This is a genomic window from Gilliamella sp. ESL0250, assembly GCF_013345045.1.
In the GTDB taxonomy this organism is placed as follows: domain Bacteria; phylum Pseudomonadota; class Gammaproteobacteria; order Enterobacterales; family Orbaceae; genus Gilliamella; species Gilliamella apicola_H.
In genome coordinates this window covers 106,245-127,408 of record NZ_JAAEDV010000007.1, presented here as the reverse complement: position 1 = coordinate 127,408, position 21,164 = coordinate 106,245, and the positions used below count along the sequence as shown (strand labels likewise).

Here is a 21,164-nt window from a genome sequence, read left to right as displayed (position 1 = left end):
GCTTTCGCCGATTATAAAACCGGCGAATTCAATGCAATTTTCACGCTGCTAATTACAATGAACCGTAATTGCAAGCCCACCACGTGATGTTTCTCGATACTTTGCATTCATATCTTTTCCTGTTTCATACATGGTTTTAATCACTTTATCCAAAGATACTTTTGCCGCAGTAATTCGTCTTAAAGCCATTCTCGTTGCATTGATTGATTTGACGGCAGCAATAGCATTACGCTCAATACAAGGCACCTGCACTTGACCAGCAACCGGATCGCAGGTCAATCCTAAGTTATGTTCCATTGCAATTTCAGCTGCCATGCAAACTTGCTCAGGGTTACCACCTAAAAGCTCAGCAAGCCCTGCAGCAGCCATTGAGCACGCAACGCCAACTTCGCCTTGACACCCAACCTCTGCACCAGAAATAGACGCATTGATTTGATAAAGTTGACCTATTGCACCACAAGTTAGAAAAAATCGAATATAAATATCAGGCGTAACCGGATTAATAAATTTATCATAATAAGCCAGCACAGCAGGTATAATTCCACATGCCCCATTTGTTGGCGCAGTAACAACTCGACCACCTGCTGCATTTTCTTCACTAACGGCAAGCGCAAACATATTTACCCAATCAATAATCACCATGGGATCACTGATAATTTTATCTTTGGTAGTAGATAATTGACGATATAACGAAAACGCACGACGAGGAACTTTAAGCGGTCCTGGTAATAATCCCTCAGTATTCATTCCACGTTTGATACATTCTAAAATAGTTTGCCCAACGCGAGAAAAATAATCTTCAATTTCTTCATAGGTATGTAATTGCAACTCATTTTTCATCATAATACTAGAAATTGACAATGAATTATCTTCACAATGTTTTAATAGCTGTGCAGCGGAAGAAAATGGATAAGGCAGTTTTGTGGAATCTTGTTTTTGCAAACCAAATTGCTCCTCTTCAACAATTTGACCACCACCCACGGAATAATACGTTTTTTGAAAGAGTAATGTATCACCATTATAGGCAGTCAACGTCATGCCGTTTTCATGTAATGGCAAAAATTTGGAATGAAACACCATACAACTATCCAAAGGAAAGTCGATTTCGTAACGATTATGATAAATCGGTAAACGGTGAGTTTGGCTTAATTTTTCGATAAAAATAGGAATATTATCAATATTAACAGTATCAGGTTTTTCACCCGCTAACCCCATGATAATAGCAATATCTGTTTGATGGCCTTTACCTGTTAATGACAAAGAACCATAAACATCAGCTACAATTTTGGTTACTGATGACATCATATCATTATCGATTAGTTGATCAACAAATGCCTTCCCTGCTCTCATTGGCCCTACTGTATGCGAACTTGAAGGACCAATACCAATTTTAAATATTTCAAATACTGAACTCATATTTTTTCCTTTTTGATGCCAAAAATAAATTAATACTGCTGGCCTAGTTATAACTTTATAAATTCTTTTTACTAGTTAAATAAAAATAATCTTATCAACACATCGCATTAATTGTCATAGTGATAGCTAAACATCACTTTTAAAGATTATGAAAATAAGTTTTTAATATTCATTAGTAATTAATGTTTATTTTACAGTTAGTCAGGTTTACCAATAGACTTTTTACCCATCGATAAATATCGACGGGTTTTATTTATTGCATAAATAGGTGGTTATTACCCATTTAATCAATTTTATAATAAATTATAGATAGCAGCTGAAATCGCAACTAGCCCCATAACAACAATAAACACATTACTTGGTTTTCCTCGATATTTTGCTAATACGGGTAATTTATGAATTGCATACATTGGCATTAAGAACAATAATACCGCTAAAATTGGACCACCAAGTGATTCAATAAGACCTAAAATACTGGGATTCAATGTGGCAACACCCCATGCTGTTACAAACATAAATACAATAGCAAGTTTATCAAGTTTCTTTTCTGAAATGGTTTTATTGCGGCTACGCAAGAATTTATTGACAATACCATTAAAACCTTCTTTACCACCTAGATAATGACCTAAAAATGATTTTGCCATAGCAATAAACGCAATTGGAGGACCAATATATTCAATAACAGGTGAGTTAAATCGATTAGCCAAATAAGATAACGTTGAAATATTCTGCGCTTTCGCTTCTAAAAGCTCTGCTGGCGTTAAACAAAATGCACAGCTAAAAACAAAAAACATAACCGTTACAACCATCATTATATTACTTGCTGCAATAATTTTAGTACATTTTGGAGCAGCATAAGTTTCACCATATTCTTTACGTTTAGCTACTGCTAAAGATGAAATAATAGGCGAGTGATTAAACGCAAAAACCATAACAGGAATCACTAGCCAAAGTGTCATTAAAATACTTTGTTCACCATCACTGCCATTACCGCCAAGAGATAAATTAGCAAAAATGTCACCATTCCATTGCGGAATTAAAAATAAAGCTAAAATCATTAAAACAGCAATAAATGGAAAAACTAATATTGACATAACTTTAACAATAAGTTCTTCACCAAAATGCACAATTGACATTAAAAATGCAACTAAAACAAATGAAAGTAAAGCTCGCGGTAGTGATTCCATTCCCAATTGATGAACCATAAAGCTATCTACCGTGTTGGTAATGCCAACACTATAGACTAATAATATTGGGTAAATTGCAAAAAAATAAAGCACTGTTATCCAGTTTCCTGCTGTTCGCCCAAAAGCCTCTTCAACCGCAACGGTGATATCACCTTCACGACTTTTGCCTGATAATACAAATCGACACAAAGCTTGGTGCGCAAAAAATGTCATTGGAAAAGCAAGAATCAGCATAACCAATAATGGAATTAATCCGCCTACCCCCGCATTAATTGGTAGAAAAAGTACTCCAGCGCCAATCGCAGTACCATAAAGACTAAGCATCCATAATGTATCACTTTTTTGCCATTTGGGTAATACTGATCCATTCTTTGAATCTATTACAGCTTTGTTAGTCATTGACTTACTCATTTTATACTACTCCTTAATCAAATATGCTGTAGATATAATATCAAATTAACGACTATTACAAAGTGATCCCAATCACACTATCAATAAAAAATTAAATATAATCAACACAATAAATAATATTCAATTTGATACCAAACAAATTAAAAACAAATAAAGTATCAATTTTGATTCATAATAAATAAAACAATCTACGGTTTTACCGCAAATTGCATTGTCGGTTAAATCACAGTAACTAAGAATTCATAGACAAAAGTATTAGCATCTATATCGCAAAATAATTTACAGTCGACCAATAACCTAAAAAACGTTTACTTAATGTTGTCTTAAGGTTTTACCGTTAGTTTTATATTTAAAATAGCGATAAAATTACTTTAGTGTTGCGCTGGGTGCTGCTAAACTAGCTCACATTTTTATTATATTTATAAATAAATTATTTTCGGGATAAATTTATGCGAACCAGTAAATATCTTCTTTCAACGTTAAAAGAAACCCCCGCTGATGCAGAAGTCATTAGCCATCAATTAATGTTACGTGCAGGCATGATCCGTAAAGTGGCTGCGGGTTTATATACTTGGCTTCCCACTGGTTACCGAGTCCTTAAAAAAGTAGAAAATATTGTTCGTGAAGAGATGAACAAAGCAGGAGCAATAGAAGTATTAATGCCGGTCGTACAACCTGCTGATATTTGGCAAGAAAGTGGGCGTTGGGAACAATATGGCCCAGAACTATTACGGATTAAAGACCGTGGTGATCGTGATTTTGTGTTGGGCCCAACCCATGAAGAAGTAATTACTGACTTACTCCGTAATGAAGTAAGTTCGTACAAACAATTACCACTTAATGTCTATCAAATTCAAACTAAATTTCGTGATGAAGTGCGCCCTCGCTTTGGTGTGATGCGTTCGCGTGAATTTATTATGAAAGATGCCTATTCTTTCCATACCTCACAAGAATCATTGCAAGAAACTTATGATGATATGTATAAAGCCTATAGCGCTGTGTTTACGCGTGCAGGTTTAAACTTTAGAGCAGTGCGCGCTGACACAGGATCGATTGGTGGTAACTGGTCACATGAGTTCCAAGTATTAGCTGACAGCGGTGAAGACGACATCGTGTTTTCAACGGAATCGGACTATGCAGCTAATATCGAAATGGCACAAGCACAAGCACCAATGCAAAAACGTGCAGAGCCAACTAAAGCCATGGAACTGGTCGATACCCCAAATGCCAAAACCATTGACGAATTAGTCGAACAGTTCAATTTGCCGATTGAAAAAACCGTGAAAACCCTAATGGTGAAAGCCACCAAAGAAAGCGGTCACCAATTAGTCGCTTTATTAGTTCGAGGCGATCATACTTTAAATGAAATAAAAGCCGAAAAAATTGATATCGTTGCCTCACCGTTAGCATTTGCAACCGAAGAAGAAATTCGCGCGTTAGTTAATGCAAGACCGGGATCATTAGGTCCAATTAACTTAAATATGCCAATTATTATTGACCGTGACGTGGCCGTGATGAGCGATTTTAGTGCTGGTGCCAATATCGATCATAAACACTATTTTAATATCAATTGGGAACGTGACGCTGCTTTACCTCGCATTGAAGATATTCGCAATGTGGTTGAGGGTGATATTAGCCCTGATGGCAAAGGGACATTACAAATCAAACGAGGGATTGAAGTTGGGCATATCTTCCAACTTGGTACAAAATACTCACAGGCAATGAAAGCCACAGTGCAAGGTGAGGATGGGCAAAATCATGTCATGATCATGGGGTGTTATGGGATTGGCGTTAGTCGAATTGTAGCAGCGGCTATTGAACAATGCCATGATGAACGTGGTATTGTTTGGCCAGAAGCCATTGCGCCGTTTAGTGTCGTGATTATTCCAATGAATATGCACAAATCAGAAAAAGTCCAAGCAACAGCTGAAAAACTTTACTCAGATCTACAAGCAGCTGGCATTGAGGTACTATTTGACGACCGTAAAGAGCGACCAGGGGTGATGTTTGCTGATGCTGAACTTATTGGTATTCCTCATACGATTGTCATTGGTGAGCGCAATCTTGAAAATGGCGAAGTTGAATACAAACATCGTGCTGGTGGCGATAAAGAAATGGTAAACGTTGATAATATTATTGAATTCATTAAAAATCGCCGCCATAAAGCATAATAAAACTCGATTATTAACATCAAAGCTCAACGGCCGTACTGATACGGTTGTTGAGTTTTTGTCATTTCAATCATAAAAATAGTCACTTTTTATGCTTATCACCTCAAACAAACTAAGCATCCTAATGATAAATTCAAAGTGATATAGTTCTTTTTTTCGGCTAAAATAGATCAACAAAAATCTTATCTCAATTGGTTGAAAGAATGTTAAAAAAAGCCATTGCATTTGCACTCTCTACCTCGTTGTTATTACAAAACACATCTATCGTATATGCGGATAATATCAATCTGCCAGATATTGGCACCGCAGCAGCTACAACATTAAGTATCGGCCAAGAAATGGAAATGGGCGATTATTATATGCGAATGCTACGAGCAGGCTCTCCTATCATAAACGACCCAGTTTTAAACCAATATATTAATGATTTAGGTAATAAATTAGTTGCTAAATCAGAATCAGTAAAAACGCCTTTTCATTTCTATATTATGAAAAGTGATGTACTTAATGCATTCGCTTTTTTTGGTGGAAATGTTGTCATTCATTCTAAGCTCATATTAGATACCGATAATGAAAGCCAATTGGCCTCTGTTATGGCTCACGAAATTGGGCATGTCACCCAACGTCATTTGGCCAGAGCAATGGAAAACCAAAACCGTAATAGTCCTTATGTTTGGGGGGCAACATTAGGGTCATTATTACTAACATTAGCCAATCCCGAAGCTGGTATGGCGGCAATGACCAGCACCATGGCAGGCTCGGCTCAAAATATGATTAGCTTTACGCAAAGTAATGAACAAGAAGCCGATCGTGTTGGTTTAAGAACGCTTGCTAAAGCTGGATTTGATCCTTATGCTTCATCTGAATTTTTACAAAAACTCGCCGATCAAAGCCGTTTTAGTAGTAAAGCGCCTGAAATACTACTTACTCACCCATTACCTAATAGCCGATTAACTGATATCCGCAATCGCTCAATGCAATATAGTAAAAAAAACGTATCACCATCGTTAAGCTATTATTTAGCAAAAGCTCGGTTAGCAATATTGATGGCTAAAAATAAAAATACCGCAAAACGATTAATTGAGGATTACAAAAAACTAAATAATGAACAAAGTAAAATAGCCATTATTTATGGTAATGCTTTAACTGACAACCTAAGTGGAAATAATCAAAAAGCAAAACAACAACTGCAACCATTATTAGACAGTGACCCGAATAATATTTGGTATATTGATTTAATGACTGATATTGATTTGGCGCTCAACAATAGTAGTACCGCAATAACCCGCCTACAAGCAGCGTTAAAAAAAGCACCGGATAGCTCTGCATTGCAATTGAATTTAGCTAATGCATATATAAAAAATGGAAACTATCAACAAGCCGTAAGCTTGTTACACCGCTATACGTTTGACCACAATGATGATACCAATGGCTGGGAATTACTCATTAAAGCTTATGGCGGGTTACATTCAAGGGCTCAAGAAATGAGTGCGCAAGCCGAAGCAATTGCATTAGAAGGTCAATTTCAGCAAGCCATTCAATTATTACAAAATGCTAAAAATCAAACCAAAGGTAATCAAACAATGATTTCCAAAATTGATGCCAGAATCAATCAATTAAAACAGCTACAAAAACGTTATGCAGCTTATAAGCGATAATTGACTGTAACGATAACTTCTCGACTAATCATTGAAATAACCACTAGTCGAGAAGATAACGCCTTTATTTTTCAGCTAAATGATCCACATTATTGAAAAATTTCACAGTAAATATACCTTCATCCTGATCATTACTTTGTTTATAGTTAACTACACTAATGCTGGTATTTAACATCCGTGGAAAATAAGCCTCATCACGATGTAAACGCCAATCGCCACCATTTAAAACACAAAGTAATATGCGTAATACTGTACCGTGCGATACAACCAAAATATTACCGGTATCTTGGGGTGCGTTTTGTACAATAGTGTTTAGCCCCTGCTTCATACGCGCAAGTATATCAAGGTAATTTTCGCCTTGATTGACAGCGGCATCAAAATTAGCGGGATCAGTTAAATAAACGTTAAATTCGGGAACTTCTTGTTTTAAAGTTGGTACATGTTTACCTTCCCAAATGCCAAAATCCATTTCACGTAGATGAGCAAGCTCATAAGTAGGAATAGCAAGATTATTTTCGTTCACAATATAATCGCGGGTTTCCATTGCGCGTTGTTGGGGACTTGAGTATGCTTGCATAAAAGGAACATTTTTTAAATGTTGCCCCGTGACTTTAGCACCTAAAATACCTTGTTCGGTTAACGGTGAATTTTGTGACCCTTGCATCTGATCTTTAATATTCCACTGCGTTTGACCATGTCTAATTAAATATAAATTAATATCTTTCATTCGTACTCACTACCTTTTTTATTTTAAAATTCTTTTTGCTGATATTTATCTTTTCTAAGATAGCTTAAACAAGCCTGTAAAGTAGCATCCATTGGCGCATGTAATTGCATCTCTTGTAAACTTTTAGGATGAATAAATTTAACACTGGCGGCATGTAAAAATAATCGATTAAGCTTTGTATCAGCCAATAATGCATCAAATTGCCTATCACCATAGCGATCATCAAAAGCAATTGGATGATTAGCATATTGCGTATGTATACGGATTTGATGGGTACGCCCAGTAACAGGGCTGGCTTTAATTAACGTGGCAAAATTAAAACGTTCTTCAACTTTAAAACGCGTTTCAGATGGTTTACCTTCTTTATCAACTTTCACCACTCGTTCACCACTTTTTAATACATTTTTAAGCAGTGGTGCTTGTATCACTTTACAGTCAGAAGACCAATTCCCCTTAACAAGTGCCAAATAATTTTTCTGCATTTGTTTAAGTCGTAATTGTTCATGTAGTGCTTTTAATGCAGAGCGCTTTTTAGCAATCAACAACACACCCGATGTTTCACGGTCGATGCGATGTACCAATTCCAAAAACTTCGCTTCTGGTCTTAAGGCGCGCAAGCCTTCAATTACGCCAAAACTTAAGCCACTACCACCATGAACGGCAATGCCTGATGGTTTATTGATCGCCAGCATTACCTCGTCTTCATAGATAATTGCTTTTTCTAAATCAGCAACTTTATTAAGCTTAGTCGAAATTTCGGGCATAGATTTTTCTGTCATGCGAACAGGAGGAATTCGGACTTCATCACCAATATTCAATTTATATTCAGGTTTAATCCGTTTTTTGTTAACACGAACTTCGCCTTTTCTTAAAATACGATAAATCATACTTTTTGGCACACCTTTTAAATAGGTGATTAAAAAGTTATCAATTCGCTGCGTCGCATTTTCCTCTGAAATAGTAACAAATGAGACTTGTAATTTTGGTTGTGGAACAGTTGAGTCCATAAGAAATGATTAACCCGCCATCTATAGATAAAGTCGTTTACATTATTCAAAAATAAACTACACTATCGTAATTAAAAAATAAGATAGATTATATTCGATATAATTAAAGAAAAGATTATAACGGAATATGGGAGAATAAAATAGTATGTTATCGTTGCTTAATCAATACTCAAAAGGTCGATTTGCTTGGTTCTTATTGTTCTTTTCTACTCTTACTTTTGAAATAACCGCACTTTATTTTCAACATAGTTTAGGGCTTGCTCCTTGTACTCTCTGTATTTATCAACGTTGTGCTATTTTAGGCATCATGCTGGCAAGTATTATTGGACTTATTGCACCTTCTAATATTGTGGTTCGATTAATGGGGCTTTTAATTTGGCTTTTTAGCGCCTATCAAGGCTTTACTTTAGCAGCATTCCATGCCCATTTACAGTTCGAACCTAACTTAAGCGACACTTGCACAATTAATACGCAATTCCCCGTTTGGTTGCCCTTAGACTCTTGGTTTCCTAGCATGTTTAAAGCTTATGGTTCTTGTGCCGATAAAATTTGGTCATTTTTAACCATCGAAATGTCACAATGGATGATTATTATTTTTGCCTGCTATCTTATTGTTGGTTTAGGCGTGTTAATCTCACAGATCTTCCCATCGCCTAAAGGTTCAATCTGGAGTAATAAGTAACGTTATTTATAACACTGGCACTTTTTGTTGAGTTTGTTAGAATGTGTGGCAATTTTATTTTACAAATCGTCACACATAAATGCTTTTGGAATATCACCCGCCTATTGAACCTTGGCTATCTATTTTGTATCAAGACGACCATATTGTGGTTGTAAACAAACAACCTGGTATTTTGTCAGTTTCAGGCAATAAACCCCAATTTATTGATAGTATTATTCATCGATTACAGCAAAAATATAGCTACGTCGAATCAGTTCATCGGTTAGATATGGCAACCAGTGGCATTATGGTTGCCGCACTGTCTAAACTGGCTGATCGAGAAATAAAAAAACAGTTTCGAGAAAGGATCCCTAAAAAAATCTATATTGCTGTTGTACATGGGCATATTCAAAATGACACGGGTTGTGTCGAATTACCTTTAATTTGTGATTGGCCCAATCGCCCAAGGCAAATGGTCGATTTAGAAAATGGCAAACATGCGCTAACTGAATATCAGGTGATTTCACGCAATCCAGATAATACAACACGAGTAAAATTATTGCCTTTTACAGGGCGATCGCATCAATTACGTGTTCATATGCAAGCCATTGGCCACCCGATTTTAGGTGATAAATTTTATGCGCATCCCGAAGCATTTGCCATGTCTAAAAGACTGCTATTACATGCGCAATTACTCACAATTAATCACCCCAAAACAGGCGAAAGTATGACGTTTAGCTGTGAACCGGATTTTTAAAATAGGGATATAATATTAGCGCCAATTATATAAAATCTGCTCGTACTAATAAATTATAACCAATTGATATAAAGGAAATAAAATGCAAAAAATTGTTTTAGCAACAAATAATCAAGGCAAAGTCAATGAATTGCAAAAATTACTCGCCGATGCAGGTTTTGATATTATTGCGCAAAGCCAATTCAATGTGCCCGATGTCGAGGAAACCGGTTTAACCTTTATTGAAAATGCAATTTTAAAAGCAAGGCATACCGCCAAATTAACAGGACTCCCAGCCATTGCTGATGACTCTGGCTTAGCGGTCGATGCGCTAGATGGACAACCTGGCATCTATTCTGCTCGTTATGCGGGTGAACATAGTGATGATAAAAGCAACAATAAAAAATTACTTAAGGCATTACAAAACACGCCAAAAGAAAGACGCACCGCTTACTTTTATTGTGCGCTGGTTTTTATGCGACACGAAAACGACCCAACTCCTATCATCTGTTTAGGCAAATGGCATGGTTTAATCTTAAATGAAGAACAAGGCGAAGGGGGGTTTGGTTATGACCCACTTTTTTATGTGCCAGAATTAGGCTGCAGCGCAGCGCAGCTAACTAAAGAACAGAAAAGCCAAATATCACATCGAGGTCAAGCACTTAAACAATTGATCACTAAAATTAAAACTGAATATTAATTGTTAACACTATTATTTATATTCGAAATTGTATATAAAGAAATAAACAGTATATAATTAAACCATCAATGATATTGGAGTTAATATTGTGATTCTATTGATAGTAAGTGGTCGCTCGGGTTCTGGCAAATCAATCGCTCTGCGAGCGCTAGAAGATATGGGATTTTATTGTGTTGATAATATCCCCGTTGTTTTATTACCGCAATTAGCCAACTCATTAAAAGACAATAATACCCCTGTTGCTATTAGTATTGATATTCGAAACTTACCTGAGAATTTTGATTTTAATAGCGATATTTTTCAACGCTTACCTCAAACTGTCACACCCGAAATTATTTTTTTTGATTGTAGTCGCAATACATTAATTCGGCGCTATAGTGAAACAAGGCGAATTCACCCATTAACCAATCAACAATATTCTCTTGAAGAAGCAATCGATCTTGAAGAAAAATATCTAGAACCTTTAAAATCGCATGCAAGCCTAGTTATAAACACCGATAACCTTTCAGTTCATGAACTATCTGGCATATTAAGATCACGTATTTTGGGTAAAAAAGAACGCGAATTAACCATCATTTTTGAATCATTTGGGTTTAAACATGGTTTACCGGTTGATGCCGATTTTGTGTTTGATGTTAGGTTTTTACCCAACCCGCATTGGGATGTCAGCTTGCGGCCACTAACAGGATTAGATGAGCCTGTAAAAGAATATTTATTAAAACACGACGAAGTATCTAATTTTATCTATCAAACTGCCAATTACTTAAATCAATGGCTACCTTTGTTAGAAAAGAATAACCGCAGTTACTTAACCATTGCAATTGGCTGCACTGGCGGTCAACATCGCTCTGTCTTTATTGTGGAACAATTAGCCGCATTTTTTAAAGCCCAAAACAAGCAAGTGCAAATTCGGCATCGAACTTTAGAAAAAAGGTAATCATTATTCGTCTAAAGTTTTATAATTTGATAATTCTTCAATTTGTTTTTTACATTTTTCAAAAATGTCTTTCAGCGTAGTTTTATGCTTCGCTGATGTTGGTATTGTCGTAATCAAATGACTCAGTTTGGTCAATTCAATATCCTCAGGTAAATTAGCAAGCTTTGTTCTTAATACATTAATCGTTTGCGGATGAGGGTGACCAATAGCAATGGCTACACCATTTTTTCGTGCCAGCTTAACGGCCAAATCAAATTGCTGGCTAATAGCACTTTCTTTTTGCTCATCATCTAAAAATACATCACGCGTTAACACTGGGATATTATAATAGCTGGCAGCTTTTTTTATTTGAGTTTTACCGATTGTTTTACTATCCAAGAAAAACATTGAATAATGGCTCAATGCTTTCATAACATGTGCCATACCAGTAAGATTTGATGTCATCAAACTACCCATATGATTATTAACACCAATCGCATGCGGCACCTGCTCAATCGCATTGGTTACAATGCGATTTACTTCAACTTCGCTCATAGAGGGAAATAGCGTGTCTTTCTCTAGAGGCTGTTTACCTAGTGGTGCCATAGGTAAGTGAATTATCACATCATTACCATGATCATGAGCCCTATTTGCAATACGCCTAGCATGGGGCGAATTGGGTAAAACCGCAACATTAATATTAGGCGACAATGAAATTACTTGCTCTTCATTATGTTGACGATATCCAAAATCATCAATGACGATAGCAAGTTTTGCAGCCCAAACACTGTGAGTATTTAACGCCCATAGGCTTATAATAAGAATAATAATAAAATAACGCACTATTTTAACCACCCACTCGGGTCAAGTGCCTTACCATCACGACGGATCTCAAAATATAAAGCAGGCGTATTTTGCCCACCACTTGAACCAACTAATGCAATAGGTTGCCCACTTTGAATCTTGTCCCCCACCGCAACCAACATGCGTTGATTATAGCCATATAAACTCATATCACCTTTACCATGCTCAAGCGCAACAACAAAGCCATAGCCCTGTAACCAACTTGCCAATATAACTCGACCATCAGCAATGGCTTTAACTTGCGTGCCATCTTTGGCATTAATCACTATTCCTTTCCAGCGTAATTCACCTTGGAGTGACTCTCCAAACCTATGTACAACACGACCATTCACAGGCCAACTAAACTGGTGCTGAGGTTTACCAATACCACTTACACGCGCCATTAATGACCGCTCATCAGAATTCGGATTATAACGCGTATTCTTTTGCTTTTCTTCAATATTTTTTGCTTGTTTTGCTTCTTCTTCTGCTATGCGCCGATTTTCTTTTTCCGCTTGGGCGATTTTCGCTTGTAATTTAATTTCATTATGACGTAAATCAATTAATTTTTGTTGATTTACTTGCATGGATGACTCAAGAGAAGTTATCGTGTTTTGCCGATTTTGACGGTTTTTTTCAAGCCCTGCTTGTTGCTCTTTCTGTTTACTTTGTAATGTTTTATGCAAAGCTTGCTTTTTTTGTAACTCAACTCTTTTTTCGTTTAATTGGGTTTGTGTATCTTGAAGATCGTGAATTTGTTGTTGACGTGCTTGGTTAATGTAACCGTAATAAGTGATTATACGGTCATTACGTTCACTTTTCTCACCCGAAAAAATCAACTCCAACCCAGTTGTATTGCCTAATTTAAATGCGCTTTCTAGCTGTTTTGATAATATCATTCGTTGTTGTTTTTGTTTTATCGTTAATACATCGATTTGTTCAATTAAATTATTGATTTCTTGATCGAGCTTTCTGAGTGATAAATCATTTCTTTCAATTGATGTTAAAAGTTTAGCAATTTCGGTTTCTTGTTCTTTGAGGTTATTAACAAGCTCATTACGCTCTTTTTTTTGCTGTGCTAAACGCTTTTCTTGTTCTTCAATTGCATGACGTAAAGATTGAAGCTGCTGATTATCATCAGCATATAAAAAATTAATCTTCATTAATCCAATAAAAGCAATAACAACAATTTTTTGACAAATAGACATGGCGTTGTATTTATAATTTGTAACCAAGCAATAATATGGTTGCCACTATACCGATAAATAGGTAAAGATGCAAAATGAAAACCACATACCAAGTATGTTGTAATTTCATTTTGCGGCATTGACTACTTTTTAGTTTGATTTTTGTTATAAGCACATTCAAAAGCAATAAATAGCAACATTCCAATGCTGTGAAAAATCAGTGTGTTTTTTCATAAAAAACGTTCAGGTGGAGTATTGATTTTATTAAAGTATTCTTTAATATTTTCATTAAAATCAAATTTTTATATAAAGTTTTCTATTTTGTTTCAGCATAAACAAAACTTGAGAAACATGCAAAAGTTGTTAACGCAATTAATGCCTTTTTCATTTTTGTTTTCTTCATTAGTTCTAGTTATTAAAAACGATCTGATTGTAAAATAAACTGACTTAATAATTCATCTTAAATATTCATATTAACTATCCGGCATTTAGAAAATTTTATCTTAAATATTTTACAAAAATACCTTGCGATCAACCCAAAAATAAATAAAAATACATAAAATATGAATAACTATTCATTTTAAGGGTGATGTCAAATGAAAGAGCGTACAACAGAGTTAGTTGAAGGATTGAGACATTCTGCACCTTATATCAACGCACATCATGGAAAGACATTTGTTATTTTATTGACGGGTGCTGTATTAAAAAGTAATCATTATTCAAATATTATCAATGATATCGGCTTACTTTATAGTCTTGGCATTAAACTTGTTATTGTTAACGGTGCGCGTAATCAAATTGATGAATCGCTTAAAAATCATAACATCCAACCTAAATATTACAAAAATACTCGAATTACCGATGCTTGCACACTCGATATTGTTAAACAGATCACCGGACTTTTACAGCTCAATATCACAGCGAGTTTATCAATGAGCTTAAACAATACACCATTACAAGGCGCACATATTAGTGTTGTCAGTGGTAATTTTGTCATTGCGCAACCTTTGGGGGTAGATGATGGCGTTGATTATTGCCATACAGGAAAAATCCGCCGTATAAATAAAGAAGCCATTGAACAGCAGTTGGAGCGAGGCTCTATTGTATTGTTGGGCCCAGTTGGTGTTTCAGTGACTGGTGAAAGTTTTAATTTAGCGTCTGAAGATGTTGCAGCTGAAGTAGCTATTCGCTTAAAAGCTGATAAATTAATTAGTTTTTGTGCAGAGCAAGGAGTTTTAGATGAACATGGTCATGTCATTATTGATCTTTATCCTGTTGATGCAGATAATTATGTCAACCAAAAAGAAATGCAAGGCAAACATTTATCCAGTGAAGCACGCTTTTTACGCGCAGCATCAAAAGCGTGCCGTAGTGGCGTCAGGCGAAGCCATTTAGTAAGTTATTTGATTGATGGTTCGATTTTACAAGAACTATTCTCGCGCGATGGCATTGGAACACAAGTTTCAATGGAACATTCTGAACAGGTTCGTTCGGCAACGATTAACGATATTGGTGGAATTTTAGAGCTCATTCGTCCGCTTGAGGAGCAAGGTATTTTGGTCAAACGCTCACGTGAACAATTAGAAATGGAAATTGATAAATTTACCATTATTGAACGAGATAACATGACAATTGGTTGTGCTGCACTTTACCCTTATCCTGAAGAAAAAATGGGTGAAATGGCCTGTGTGGCTATTCATCCGCAATATCGCAACTCATCTCGAGGAAACGTTCTTATCGAAAAGTTAACGGAAAAAGCAATTCAGTTAGGCCTTAAAAAAATATTTGTTTTAACGACACGAAGCATTCACTGGTTTAGAGAAAAAGGCTTTAATCCAGCAGAAGTAGATGACTTGCCTATTAAAAAGAAACAACTTTACAATTATCAAAGAAATTCCAAAATTCTAATATTTGATATCTTATAGTTTTTTTTAGCATTAAGTCTTATAGGCAGTATTATTGTGTAGTACTTAAGGCTATTTGCTAATCGTTTTAATTGAAAACTTAGTTAATTAATTGGGTAGCCATTTCATCACTAATTACTAATATATCAATGTAATTGGCATTTAGTGCCGCTTTTAGACTATTAATTTTTTCGCAATCGCCACTTGCACATATTTTTAAAGGAATTTTTTTCAGATTATCTAATGTCACTCCGATAATTTGATTACAAAATGGTGTCGTTAATTCAGTTCCATTTTGATCGAAAAAGCGGGATAAAATATCGCCTACAATGTCCTTATTGGCTATCGTTTGGAACAACTCACCATAAAATCCATACCAAATAGAACTTTTTGAAATAGCAGGACAACCAATACTAAATAGAGCGACGGTTATCTTGCTCCACCAATCTTTCAACTCTTTCATATGTTGAGTTTTTTCAATTTCTATTCTTAATAGTTCGGTATCAACAATGGCTGGGTAATCAATCAGTATGGCTTGACTATTTAATTTATTCGAAAGTTTATAAGCAATATTATTGACGTGATATTTTGTTTCAATTTTTCCTGATGGTCCTCCAATCATTGGTACAATGGTCGTATTATTGAATTGAGTGTTGTCATTTTTTAAACTGCTAACAATATAATTAATTGTGCGTCCCCATGAAATGCCAATGACATCATTATCATGGATATTTTTGACTAATACATTTGCAGCAACATTACAAACAATTTGGTTTTTGCTGTCATTATCAACATGTTGATTGACAGGTACAATAATAACTTGTTTCAAATTATATTTATTAAGAATTTTTTCTTCTAATGCAATATTGGGCAATAGATCGTAATTTATTGAAATAGAAACAATACCTAATTCTCGTATTACTTTTAGCATTCGACTAATACTTGATCTGTGTATATTAACGATTTTGGCTATTTCGGATTGAGTTTTATTTTCTTCATAATAGAGTTGAGCTATTTTTATTAATAATTTGTGTTGCTCAAAATCGTAGTTACCAAAGTTATTATTGATCATGTTCGTATTATCTTATTAGTCATGTTTTTAAATCACTATTTATTAAAAAAATATCAAGATGTCATGTATGGTAATTCATATTATGGCATCTTGATGCTATTAAAGTATATCAAAAAAATTAAGACTCAATATCAGGAAAATTGTTTAATACAAAATCTTCAGCTTCTTTTGACCAAATATTATGGCTTTTATTTAATATTTTCTTTAATGCTACATCATCACTACTATCTGTTAACGATTCTAAACTTTTAAGCGCAAACTGCTTGTGAGTATAGACTAATTTTTTTCCACCTCTAATTTTATCTTGTCGTTGAGTTATGTCACTGGCTTGATCAATTCCCATTATATGCGAAACAATTTTAGCAACTTCAACCTTGCCTGACTCAATTAACTTAACAGCTAAGCGCATATCATCAGTATTTCCTCCTGATGTTCCAACAATATGAGTAAAATTATAATGTACATCATAAAAATTAATTTCTGCTTCGAAATTTTTATCTTGAGGACCAGCAAAAAAATTCAGACAACCGTCAAATGCTAATAATTGCGATGCTAAATGAATTAACTCTTTTGATGGTAAAAAGATAAAGATATCATCAAAACAATTTTTGGAAGATTTAATTTTCAATAGCGACAATTGATCTGCGCTCTCAGATATATCGACGAATTCAAGTTCGACCCCATTGTGTGATTGATATAGTGTTTTCAGATGCGCTATTTTTTCTTTGTTTCGCCCAGTGACAACCACTTTTTTGGGTTTTATCGCCCCCCCCAAAGCATAGTCTATTGCAAGCATCCCCATAGGGCCAGTTCCCCCTAATATAAGCAATTCACCATTAGGCTTTATTCCCATAATATGATCGTAACTATTTGGTTTCAAATGATAGCTAGCATTAAAAGCACCAATAACACAGGATAAGGGTTCAATTAACGCACCTTCAAAATAAGTTTTTCCATCATAAGGTATCAAACAATCTTGTTGTAATACGTCGTGATTGACTATCATATAAGTTGCACACCCACCCGTATTAGGATAAGAATAACCTACACAATAAGGGCTATTAGTGAGCTGTAAGTTGGCTTGTATGACATATTTTTGCCCTTTTTTAAATTTATGTTGCCAATTTTTACCTACTTGCAAAATATCACCACAGCATTCATGTCCAATAACAATTGGATTATTTTTTAGGTCTGGTGGTGTTTTTTTATGGTTTTCGCCTTGATTTACTAGCTTTAATGAAGACATGCACATACTGTCAACAATGACTGATACTAACACTTCATCATCTGTGATAGGTGGAAGTTCAAAAGATTCTAATCGAAGATCATTTTTCCCATATAATCGAACAGCTCGAGTTTTCATATATTCCTCTTTAATAAATTAAATTTGATACAAATTTATACTCAATAATGCATAAATACCTTGTTATACTGCAGTTGTAAGGAAAAATGTATTTATAACAATTTGCGCTATTTCCTTTGGTTCAAAAATATTACATAGATGTTTAAGACTGTTTATTTGTATTTTAAGCTAGAATACCTAACCCATAACCAATAATACCCACGGCAAATAATGCAAAAATTAAGATAATTGGGCTGACCTTTTTTCGGAGCAATTTCATCATTAAGAGTGTTAGACCCAACGGTAGTAAACCTGGTACAAGATCATTTAGTATACCTTGTACTGTCATAACAATTTCATTACCATTTGCATCAGCAGTTTTAGATACCACTAAAGGGACATTTATTGAAGTCCATTTAGTCACCAATACCCCCATAATAAATAAACCAAGAATAGAAGCGCCTTCTGTCAGTTTAGGCAAGATATTACCCGAAAGATCTTTAACAATACCGATTCCTTTCGATAATCCATAGGTTAAACCATACCATTTCATGGCAAGTCTGACGAAATTAAACAAAATAAAAAATAATAATGGACCTGCAATATTTCCGTTGAGTGCTAAAGATGCACCAAGTGCTGCAGTAATAGGTCGCAATGTACCACATACAAGGGGATCACCGACTCCTGCTAAAGGTCCCATTAATCCAATTTTAAGGCTATTGATTGTTCCATCATTAATTGGTGCGCCATTTGCTTTTGCTTCTTCCATTGCTATAGTGACACCAAGCACAGGGCCACACATTGCAGGAGTGGTGTTGAAAAAGGCTAAATGTCTTTTTAACGCTTGACGTTGTTCCTCTTGTGTTTGATAAACTCGTTTGATTGTTGGAATCATATCTACACAAAAAGCAAGCGCATGAATACGTTCATAATTAAAAGAAGCTTGCTGGAAATTAGAACGAATAAAAGTGCTAATCACATCTTTTTTTTGAATAGTTTTTAACATTTCTTTCATAATAAAATTCCTATAAATTATTCTTCTAATTCATCATCAGTGATTATTTGGTTGGTATTTGCCATTGGATTTGCAATTTCGTTATTAACTTTTATTACATTGAACTTTGGGTTTAATTGAACATAAATAATGGCAAAAATAACCCCCAAAATACCAAATGAAAGTAAACTAAAATTTAGATATCCACCTAAAACAAAACCTAAATAGAAAAAAGGAGCTAAATATTTAACAATCATCATGTTTAACACCATTGCATAACCGACAACAACGATAAATCCACCAGCAACAGCAAGCCCACCAGTGACAATATCAGGTAACATGTTTAATAGGGATTGCACAGTATTTGCATCAACATAAATGGCAACGAGCGTGGCAGGAATAGAAACTCTTAATGCTTGTACAAAAAGAGCACTGAAATGGAGTAATTCAATCTTTCGGAATTGAACTTTTTCTGCCGCTTTATCTGCTTCATGCTGAAAAATTACCGTGATAGTTCTTGCAAAAACGGTTAATATTTGCCCTGCTGCGGCAACAGGAAGTGCGATGGCTATTCCGGTTTGGATATCTTGCTGTCCTATAACAACCAAGATTGTTGATATCACACTCGCCAATGCAGAATCGGGAGATTGTGCTGCCCCAATATTCATCCAACCCAATGCGATTAGTTCAAGCGTACCACCTAAAATGATACCTGTTTTTATATCACCTAATATTAGGCCAATTACGGTACATGCAATCAATGGACGATGTGTTTGAAACTCATCAAGTACACTTCCCATTCCTGCGATACACGAGAAAATAAATATGAACATGATTTGCAGTACTGAAATGTCCATGTTTCCCTCCTACCATTTATTATGTTAGTTAATTTGAATAACCTTGTTAAAGAAGTTTAATAAAATCAACATTTGGATCGGTAATAACGACTTTTAAACATAGATTGATACCCATCTCATGCATTTTTTTGAATGCAGATATGTCATTTCCGTCGACAGAAACCGCTTTGGTAATCTGTTTTTTTCCCTCTTTAAACGACATTCCTCCAATATTAACCTCTTTAATAGGAACGCCCGCATTGACTAATCGCAAGACATCGGTTGGATTGGTGAAAAGATAAAAAACAGTATCATTTTCATATTTAGGATTTTTATAGACCGCAGCAGCTTTATCAATACTAACCACAGACACTTTAATTCCCGGGGGAGCAGCCTGTTTAACTAGTGCTGAACGAATTTGATCATTAGCAACTTCATCACTCACAATGATAATTCTTTCTGCTTTGGCTTCTTTTGTCCAAACAGTGGTAACTTGACCATGAATCAATCGGTCATCAATACGAACTAAATTTATGATCATTTATAACTCCTCCTCTGTAGATATCTTTTTAGATAGTGATTTGAAAGATTTAATAAAATCTAATTTAACTTCGTCGAGTTGTGCATAGACGTTTTCAATATTCATTAAAGACAAATCAAGATTTAATAACTCTAAGCAAAGTGGCAGAGATAAACCGCTAATTACTTCGATATTACCTAACTGCATGGCTAGAATAGAGGCTGCGTTATAAGGACTGCCAGAAAATATATCAGTGATAATAATGAACTGTTTGGATTCTGATTGGCTAATAATTTTTAGATATTTATCTTTTAGGTTATCAATGCTATCCCCTGGTTCAAAAGTTATCGCATACAAATGAGAGTATTGCCCCGCAATCATCTCAATACTATTTTTCATTTCATAGGCAATTTTTCCGTGTCCAGCCAAAATAATATTCATTTAGCACCTCCCTCACAAATTCTCTATTTAAATCACAAATGTTAAAACAACTTTATATTCACATTTTCTCAAAGTAAATCACCAATGTGAAAAAGTGTGATGTAGATTGGATTTTTTGAAAAATGAACACAAGAAAGTTTTTTATTTTTTATCAGAGAACATGATGAGAGAAATACCCACATTATTGACTATTACTTGAAAATGACAGTAAAAAATGCGAGTAATTACCATACCTTTAGCGATTTATTAATAACTATAATACCGTTAAACCGCATAATTTGCTTTTAGATAAAAGATCTTATGAATTTTTAGTGGATTATTTTCATGATAATGTATAAGTGATCCGTCGTATTCTTACAATAAACTAAGCTAGGCAAATAGAATACGATTAGGCATTTCACAAGTATTGATAAAAAGTATAATATATAGCACTATTTA

19 protein-coding genes are annotated in these 21,164 nt (G+C 35.0%); 7 read left to right on the top strand and 12 right to left on the bottom strand.

Translation table 11 applies throughout. From position 1 onward, the window contains the following. Positions 1-48 precede the first annotated feature (48 nt). On the bottom strand, positions 49-1,416 hold the full coding sequence (locus GYY69_RS07400; protein WP_174797085.1) for an L-serine ammonia-lyase: 1,368 nt from the start codon (positions 1,414-1,416) through the stop codon (positions 49-51). A gap of 293 nt (positions 1,417-1,709) precedes the next feature. Continuing rightward, positions 1,710-3,002 (bottom strand): serine/threonine transporter, encoded by a 1,293-nt coding sequence (locus tag GYY69_RS07395; RefSeq protein WP_174797100.1) that lies wholly within the window; start codon positions 3,000-3,002, stop codon positions 1,710-1,712. A gap of 461 nt (positions 3,003-3,463) precedes the next feature. Here GYY69_RS07395 and proS point away from each other — a divergent pair, with 461 nt between their 5' ends. Together proS and bepA are read left to right on the top strand one after the other, a co-directional pair. Beyond that, positions 3,464-5,185, top strand: a complete 1,722-nt coding sequence (gene proS / locus GYY69_RS07390) for a proline--tRNA ligase (RefSeq protein WP_174797084.1) — start codon at positions 3,464-3,466, stop codon at positions 5,183-5,185. Positions 5,186-5,388: 203 nt separating this feature from the next. After that, entirely contained in the window at positions 5,389-6,840 is a 1,452-nt protein-coding gene (gene bepA, locus GYY69_RS07385; RefSeq protein ID WP_174797083.1) for a beta-barrel assembly-enhancing protease, read from the top strand. A gap of 64 nt (positions 6,841-6,904) precedes the next feature. Here the strand turns inward: bepA and GYY69_RS07380 are convergent, their stop codons facing one another. Beyond that, positions 6,905-7,567, bottom strand: coding sequence for a histidine phosphatase family protein (locus tag GYY69_RS07380; protein WP_174797082.1), 663 nt, complete (start codon positions 7,565-7,567; stop codon positions 6,905-6,907). 23 nt (positions 7,568-7,590) lie between these two features. Continuing rightward, positions 7,591-8,574, bottom strand: a complete 984-nt coding sequence (gene rluC / locus GYY69_RS07375; RefSeq protein ID WP_174797081.1) for a 23S rRNA pseudouridine(955/2504/2580) synthase RluC — start codon at positions 8,572-8,574, stop codon at positions 7,591-7,593. 145 nt (positions 8,575-8,719) lie between these two features. Here rluC and dsbB point away from each other — a divergent pair, with 145 nt between their 5' ends. From dsbB to rapZ, 4 genes are all read left to right on the top strand, one after another. Further along, a complete protein-coding gene (dsbB, locus tag GYY69_RS07370; protein WP_174797080.1) occupies positions 8,720-9,256 on the top strand; it encodes a disulfide bond formation protein DsbB in 537 nt (178 codons plus the stop codon). A 79-nt stretch (positions 9,257-9,335) separates the two neighbouring features. Next, entirely contained in the window at positions 9,336-9,992 is a 657-nt protein-coding gene (gene rluA / locus GYY69_RS07365; RefSeq protein WP_065638549.1) for a bifunctional tRNA pseudouridine(32) synthase/23S rRNA pseudouridine(746) synthase RluA, read from the top strand. Positions 9,993-10,074: 82 nt separating this feature from the next. Further along, positions 10,075-10,671, top strand: coding sequence for an XTP/dITP diphosphatase (locus GYY69_RS07360; protein WP_174797079.1), 597 nt, complete (start codon positions 10,075-10,077; stop codon positions 10,669-10,671). A gap of 88 nt (positions 10,672-10,759) precedes the next feature. Beyond that, positions 10,760-11,608: an RNase adapter RapZ gene (gene rapZ, locus GYY69_RS07355; RefSeq protein WP_174797078.1), complete on the top strand. Its 849-nt coding sequence runs from the start codon at positions 10,760-10,762 to the stop codon at positions 11,606-11,608. A gap of 3 nt (positions 11,609-11,611) precedes the next feature. Here rapZ and GYY69_RS07350 read toward each other — a convergent pair whose 3' ends face one another. Together GYY69_RS07350 and envC are read right to left on the bottom strand one after the other, a co-directional pair. Further along, positions 11,612-12,430, bottom strand: a complete 819-nt coding sequence (locus GYY69_RS07350) for a divergent polysaccharide deacetylase family protein (protein WP_202984969.1) — start codon at positions 12,428-12,430, stop codon at positions 11,612-11,614. Next, entirely contained in the window at positions 12,430-13,593 is a 1,164-nt protein-coding gene (envC, locus tag GYY69_RS07345; RefSeq protein WP_238786538.1) for a murein hydrolase activator EnvC, read from the bottom strand. Before envC ends, GYY69_RS07350 begins: the two co-directional genes overlap by 1 nt. 620 nt (positions 13,594-14,213) lie before the next feature. On the opposite strand from envC, the gene argA reads away from it, so the two are divergent. Beyond that, positions 14,214-15,542: an amino-acid N-acetyltransferase gene (gene argA, locus GYY69_RS07340; protein ID WP_174797076.1), complete on the top strand. Its 1,329-nt coding sequence runs from the start codon at positions 14,214-14,216 to the stop codon at positions 15,540-15,542. Between the two features lie 79 nt (positions 15,543-15,621). Here argA and GYY69_RS07335 read toward each other — a convergent pair whose 3' ends face one another. From GYY69_RS07335 to GYY69_RS07310, 6 genes are all read right to left on the bottom strand, one after another. Beyond that, positions 15,622-16,593, bottom strand: a complete 972-nt coding sequence (locus tag GYY69_RS07335; RefSeq protein WP_174797075.1) for a sugar-binding transcriptional regulator — start codon at positions 16,591-16,593, stop codon at positions 15,622-15,624. Between the two features lie 118 nt (positions 16,594-16,711). Further along, positions 16,712-17,956: a zinc-binding dehydrogenase gene (locus tag GYY69_RS07330; RefSeq protein WP_174797074.1), complete on the bottom strand. Its 1,245-nt coding sequence runs from the start codon at positions 17,954-17,956 to the stop codon at positions 16,712-16,714. A 163-nt stretch (positions 17,957-18,119) separates the two neighbouring features. Continuing rightward, the gene (locus GYY69_RS07325) at positions 18,120-18,941 is read right to left on the bottom strand and encodes a mannose/fructose/sorbose PTS transporter subunit IID (protein WP_446718890.1); all 822 of its coding nucleotides are present in this window, start codon (positions 18,939-18,941) and stop codon (positions 18,120-18,122) included. A 26-nt stretch (positions 18,942-18,967) separates the two neighbouring features. Next, positions 18,968-19,786 (bottom strand): PTS mannose/fructose/sorbose transporter subunit IIC, encoded by an 819-nt coding sequence (locus GYY69_RS07320; protein ID WP_174797072.1) that lies wholly within the window; start codon positions 19,784-19,786, stop codon positions 18,968-18,970. Positions 19,787-19,832: 46 nt separating this feature from the next. Continuing rightward, entirely contained in the window at positions 19,833-20,306 is a 474-nt protein-coding gene (locus GYY69_RS07315; protein ID WP_174797071.1) for a mannose/fructose/sorbose PTS transporter subunit IIB, read from the bottom strand. After that, a complete protein-coding gene (locus GYY69_RS07310) occupies positions 20,307-20,726 on the bottom strand; it encodes a PTS sugar transporter subunit IIA (RefSeq protein WP_174797070.1) in 420 nt (139 codons plus the stop codon). Positions 20,727-21,164 lie beyond the last annotated feature (438 nt).

Bases quoted from the DNA above. Each gene is read 5' to 3' on its own strand.
- GYY69_RS07400 (WP_174797085.1), bottom strand. From the start codon at position 1,416: ATGAGTTCAGTATTTGAAATATTTAAAATTGGTATTGGTCCTTCAAGT.
- GYY69_RS07395 (WP_174797100.1), bottom strand. From the start codon at position 3,002: ATGACTAACAAAGCTGTAATAGATTCAAAGAATGGATCAGTATTACCC.
- proS (WP_174797084.1), top strand. From the start codon at position 3,464: ATGCGAACCAGTAAATATCTTCTTTCAACGTTAAAAGAAACCCCCGCT.
- bepA (WP_174797083.1), top strand. From the start codon at position 5,389: ATGTTAAAAAAAGCCATTGCATTTGCACTCTCTACCTCGTTGTTATTA.
- GYY69_RS07380 (WP_174797082.1), bottom strand. From the start codon at position 7,567: ATGAAAGATATTAATTTATATTTAATTAGACATGGTCAAACGCAGTGG.
- rluC (WP_174797081.1), bottom strand. From the start codon at position 8,574: ATGGACTCAACTGTTCCACAACCAAAATTACAAGTCTCATTTGTTACT.
- dsbB (WP_174797080.1), top strand. From the start codon at position 8,720: ATGTTATCGTTGCTTAATCAATACTCAAAAGGTCGATTTGCTTGGTTC.
- rluA (WP_065638549.1), top strand. From the start codon at position 9,336: ATGCTTTTGGAATATCACCCGCCTATTGAACCTTGGCTATCTATTTTG.
- GYY69_RS07360 (WP_174797079.1), top strand. From the start codon at position 10,075: ATGCAAAAAATTGTTTTAGCAACAAATAATCAAGGCAAAGTCAATGAA.
- envC (WP_238786538.1), bottom strand. From the start codon at position 13,593: ATGAAGATTAATTTTTTATATGCTGATGATAATCAGCAGCTTCAATCT.
- argA (WP_174797076.1), top strand. From the start codon at position 14,214: ATGAAAGAGCGTACAACAGAGTTAGTTGAAGGATTGAGACATTCTGCA.
- GYY69_RS07335 (WP_174797075.1), bottom strand. From the start codon at position 16,593: ATGATCAATAATAACTTTGGTAACTACGATTTTGAGCAACACAAATTA.
- GYY69_RS07330 (WP_174797074.1), bottom strand. From the start codon at position 17,956: ATGAAAACTCGAGCTGTTCGATTATATGGGAAAAATGATCTTCGATTA.
- GYY69_RS07325 (WP_446718890.1), bottom strand. From the start codon at position 18,941: ATGTTAAAAACTATTCAAAAAAAAGATGTGATTAGCACTTTTATTCGT.
- GYY69_RS07320 (WP_174797072.1), bottom strand. From the start codon at position 19,786: ATGGACATTTCAGTACTGCAAATCATGTTCATATTTATTTTCTCGTGT.
- GYY69_RS07315 (WP_174797071.1), bottom strand. From the start codon at position 20,306: ATGATCATAAATTTAGTTCGTATTGATGACCGATTGATTCATGGTCAA.
- GYY69_RS07310 (WP_174797070.1), bottom strand. From the start codon at position 20,726: ATGAATATTATTTTGGCTGGACACGGAAAAATTGCCTATGAAATGAAA.